This window comes from uncultured Intestinimonas sp. (assembly GCF_944387245.1).
Classification (GTDB): domain Bacteria; phylum Bacillota; class Clostridia; order Oscillospirales; family Oscillospiraceae; genus Intestinimonas.
On the sequence record NZ_CALXEE010000126.1, the window covers coordinates 1 to 3,893 of the forward strand.

Sequence of the window (3,893 nt, forward strand, 5' to 3'; positions counted from 1 at the left end):
CTGACCGGCATGAAGCGTATCGGTCTGGGCGTTTATACGGCGCTGGCCGCCGAAAACCTGTCCGGCCTGGTGGAGCAGTACCGAGACAGGCCGGCGGTTTCCGTGCTCAAAGTCATTGACGACCAGGGGAACGTTGACACTGACCGCCTGTATCAGGCCGTCGTCCCCATGTTTGCCGACGGGCAGAAACAGTCTATTGAGATCCCCATAAGGACGAGAACCACGCTCCGGCTGACTCCTACGCCACTATGGCCTCTCAGGAGCTGAACCACGTCGAAATGCTCCACGTCCAAGTGGTAAAGATCATCCAGAACTACCGGGATGAGCACGGCGCGCCTCCCGAGGCTATGATGGCCGTGTGGAACTGGGAGCATGATGGCATGGCGGACAAAACCGCCCGCGTCAAGGTGCTCCTGGACATGCATAAACGCTAATGCTATAATTAGCTTGCATTGCATTGGATAAAAACATGAAATAGTTAGCAAAACAGTTAGCAAAATAGTTAGCATAATCCGCGTTTTCATTGCGGCGCAATGGCGTAAACACCCCTGCTAAGGGAGTAGGGCGGGAAACCGTCGCGAGGGTTCAAATCCCTCCTTCTGCGCCAACTCGCCGCAAGCGTGAAAAGGCTTGCGGCGAGTTTTTTTGTTTTTACCTGGTCATGCTAAGAGAGATCCGTAAAAGTCGGAAAAGCGAGTGAGCGCGGAAAGGATACCCATGTCTAAAGTCAGAGCGTTGACAAATTTACTGTGCGGGAGCTGTCTGGCCCTGCTTCTTTTGCCTGTGGGAGCCCAGGCAGCGGGACGGCTGGAGATCGAGGCGCCGGACCGGCTTCCTCTGGGGGCGGAGCAGGTGCTGGAGCTGGACGGCGGCACCCGCAGTCTGGACGGAGCTGAGACTGTGACAGTCTCCGGCTATCTGGAGGAGGGTGGGATGGTCCCGGCTCTCACGGTGGGAGGACAGGTTCTGGAGGCTGACGGCGAGACCCAGATCACCCTGGAGTTTGAGAAGGGGGAGGCGGCGCTGCCCGTGGTGGGCGGGGCAGTGGGGAACTATGCCCTGAGCCTGGAGGCCGGTGGCCGGACGGGCACCGTGTCCCTGGAGGTGGTTTCGGCCCTGGAATGGGCCGTGTCCCTGGCGCCCGACCGGCTGACGGTAACCGTGTCTAAGGACGCCTCTGCCTTCGCGGTGCGGACGGCGGTGGCGGAGAAAGTGGAGAACACCCTTGCCCCTTCCGGGTTTACCGCCGCCGGCGGGAAGGTCCGGGTTACGGGGGAGGAGCAGAAGGGCTTCTCCATCACCCTCACCGGTGAGGGGCAGACAGTAGCCCTGCCTACCAAGGTGAGCGTCTACCGCCGGGACGCCTCCGGCCAGGAGACGCTGGAAAACCAGCTGAAAGCCATTCTGACAGGGGATTTCTCTTTTGAAACGGCAGAGGAGATCACAGCGGAGTCCATCGCCGATCAGGCAGCCGCCATGGTGGGGGATGAGAAGACGACGGTGACCGCCCGCTGGAGCGAAGAGGAGGGGTGCTGGTATGTGCTCCTCAAGCGCCAGGGTCAGGAGCTGGAGGCCCCCCTTTACCTCAACAGCCGGGTGGACCTGGCCTTTGACAGTCCTGCGCTCCTGAACCGCTGCGGCATCCGGCTGGCCGCCGCTGACGACGTCTATGTGGCGGGCGGCACCCTCAATACTGTGGGGGTAGCGGGGAATGGCTACGAGGCGGTGGCCTTCCCCATCTGGAACTACGGTCGGGATTTCTGCATCCAGGCAGAGGTCAGGATCAACGACGCCATGAGCGGCAGTCGCTGGTGCGGCTTGGCCTTCGGCGTCCGATCTGCCGGCGGGACGGGTACCAACTCCAAATATTCCTTCTGGCAGCTGGGCCTACGGCAGGACCCCACCGCCTCCAACGGGGTGGAATGCGCCCGGATGCTGCCCGGCGGGGCCTGGAGCACCCAGTGCGCCGCCCCCCTGAGCACGGCGATGGAGGAGGGACAGGTCTATACCCTCACCATCCTCTACCAGAACGGGGTGGTCTGCCAGTATGTGGATGGAGCCCTGGTGCTGCGGGCCGACGTGGCCGACCAATCCACAGTGGATGGCCGGGTGGCCTTCACCTTTGACGGGGCATCGGCAGAGCTTCTCTCCCTGTCGGTCACCGACCGGCTGCCCGACCTTTCCACGGAGGAGCCCCTCACCGCCAACGGCTACGATACCCAGGTCTACGAGCCCAAAACGGGGCTGGTCATGTCCCCCACCGTTGTGGCGGAAGGGGACAGCCTGTCCGCTTCCGACATCGCGGCAGGGGAGCGGCGTCCGGCCACGCTGATCAAAGGGGTTTTCTCCGACCTCACCGTAGTGGACCGCGGCACCAGGATCTCTTTGAAAAGCTATATGGACCGGCTGGACAAGCGGGTGCTGGCGGGGTTCCGTATCGAGGACTTGACTACCGCCGCCGCCTTTGCCCAGTATGTCTCTGCCAACGGCATCGTGGATGTGAACGTCTTTTCCAGCCAGCTCCAAGTCCTCCAGACGGCCTGTGCCGGGAAACCGGGGGTCCGAGCCATCCTGGACTGCTCCGACATGGACCTTGCAGACCCCAGGTCGGCCGCCGCCCTGGCTGGCCGGGCGGGGGCCCGGGTGGTGGTCCTGGACCAGGCCGACGCTTCGCCTGAGACGGTGGCGGCCATCCAGACCAGAGGGGTGGCCGTTTGGGTCCGCACCGACGGTGGGGAGGCGGCCTACACCGCCATTCTCTCCGGGGCGGACGGCTTGGTCACCGACGGCTGGGAGGGGGTCATGGACGCCATCGAGTCCTTCCCGGCAGGTCAGCGCACCCTTACCCGCGCCCCTGTCATCACCGCCCACCGCGGCCTTCACGAGACGGCACCGGAGAACACGGAGCGTTCCGCCGTCCTGGCGGCGGAGGCGGGGACGGACGCCATTGAGTGCGACGTCCACCTCTCCGCCGACGGGGTGGTGATGGTGAACCACGACTCCACCACCGGCGCCCTGATGAACCAGAACCTGTGGATTGCCGCTGCCACCCGGCTCCAGCTCCAGAGCCTGACGTTCCGGGACAAGGCCCTGGCCGGGGACCGGATGCCCACCCTGGCCCAGCTCTTCCAGGCGGTCCAGGAACGGGACACGGTCTTTCTGGTGGAAATTAAGAGTGAGGACCCGGCCATTATCGAACCCCTGGTCCAGACGGTGTATACCGCTGGTATGACTGACCGGGTGGTCTTTCTCTCTTACAGCACAGAGCAGCTCCAGAGGATTCGGGCGCGGATGCCCGAGGCGGCGGTGGGCTATCTGGCCGCCTGCACCCAGAGCGGGGCGGATACCGCCGCCAATCTGAAGGCCATGGCAGAGGTGCTGGACCCCCTGTGCGCCTTTTACAGCTGCCCCCAGGAGGCCCAGACCACTGCCCTCACCCGGGCGGCCCGGCACCGTGGCATCCTGATCCAACCCTGGACCGTGGACGAGTATGAGCTTTTTGAGCAGAAGTACTATGACGGCTACCACGGCATCACCACCGACCATCCTGACTTCGCCTCCTATTATCTGACCGGAGCGGAGGCTGTCCAGACGGAGGCCGATTTCCAGACCGGCCTGGAGGAAGGCGGTGCCCTCCAGGTGGTTCGTTGGACCCGGTGCGGCAGCGAGACGGTCAATGCCGACTGCTTCCTCCAGATCGGTGGGGACGCAGTGGTGGAGATGGACGAGACCGGCCGCCTCTTCTCCCAGACGCCGGGCACCGCCGTAGTTCTGCTGGGAAGCACCGCCACACTGCCCGCCACCCAAGTACCCTACCGGATGTATACCGGACCGGTCACTCTGACCTTTGCGGAATGAGCACAGCGCCGCCCATGTTACAACATGGGCGGCGT

General features: G+C 63.8%; 3 protein-coding genes. All 3 read left to right on the plus strand.

The annotated features are described in order from the left end of the window. On the plus strand, positions 1–267 hold a 267-nt coding region (locus Q0K15_RS10910), incomplete at its 5' end, for a hypothetical protein (protein WP_294515872.1). 11 nt (positions 268–278) lie between these two features. Continuing rightward, complete coding sequence (locus Q0K15_RS10915) at positions 279–434, plus strand: hypothetical protein (protein ID WP_294515873.1); 156 nt, start codon at positions 279–281, stop codon at positions 432–434. A gap of 283 nt (positions 435–717) precedes the next feature. Further along, positions 718–3,858 (plus strand): glycerophosphodiester phosphodiesterase family protein, encoded by a 3,141-nt coding sequence (locus Q0K15_RS10920; protein WP_294515874.1) that lies wholly within the window; start codon positions 718–720, stop codon positions 3,856–3,858. Positions 3,859–3,893: the final 35 nt, after the last annotated feature.

Coding starts and splice junctions, on each gene's coding strand:
- Q0K15_RS10915 (WP_294515873.1), top strand. CDS start 279: ATGCTCCACGTCCAAGTGGTAAAGATCATCCAGAACTACCGGGATGAG.
- Q0K15_RS10920 (WP_294515874.1), top strand. CDS start 718: ATGTCTAAAGTCAGAGCGTTGACAAATTTACTGTGCGGGAGCTGTCTG.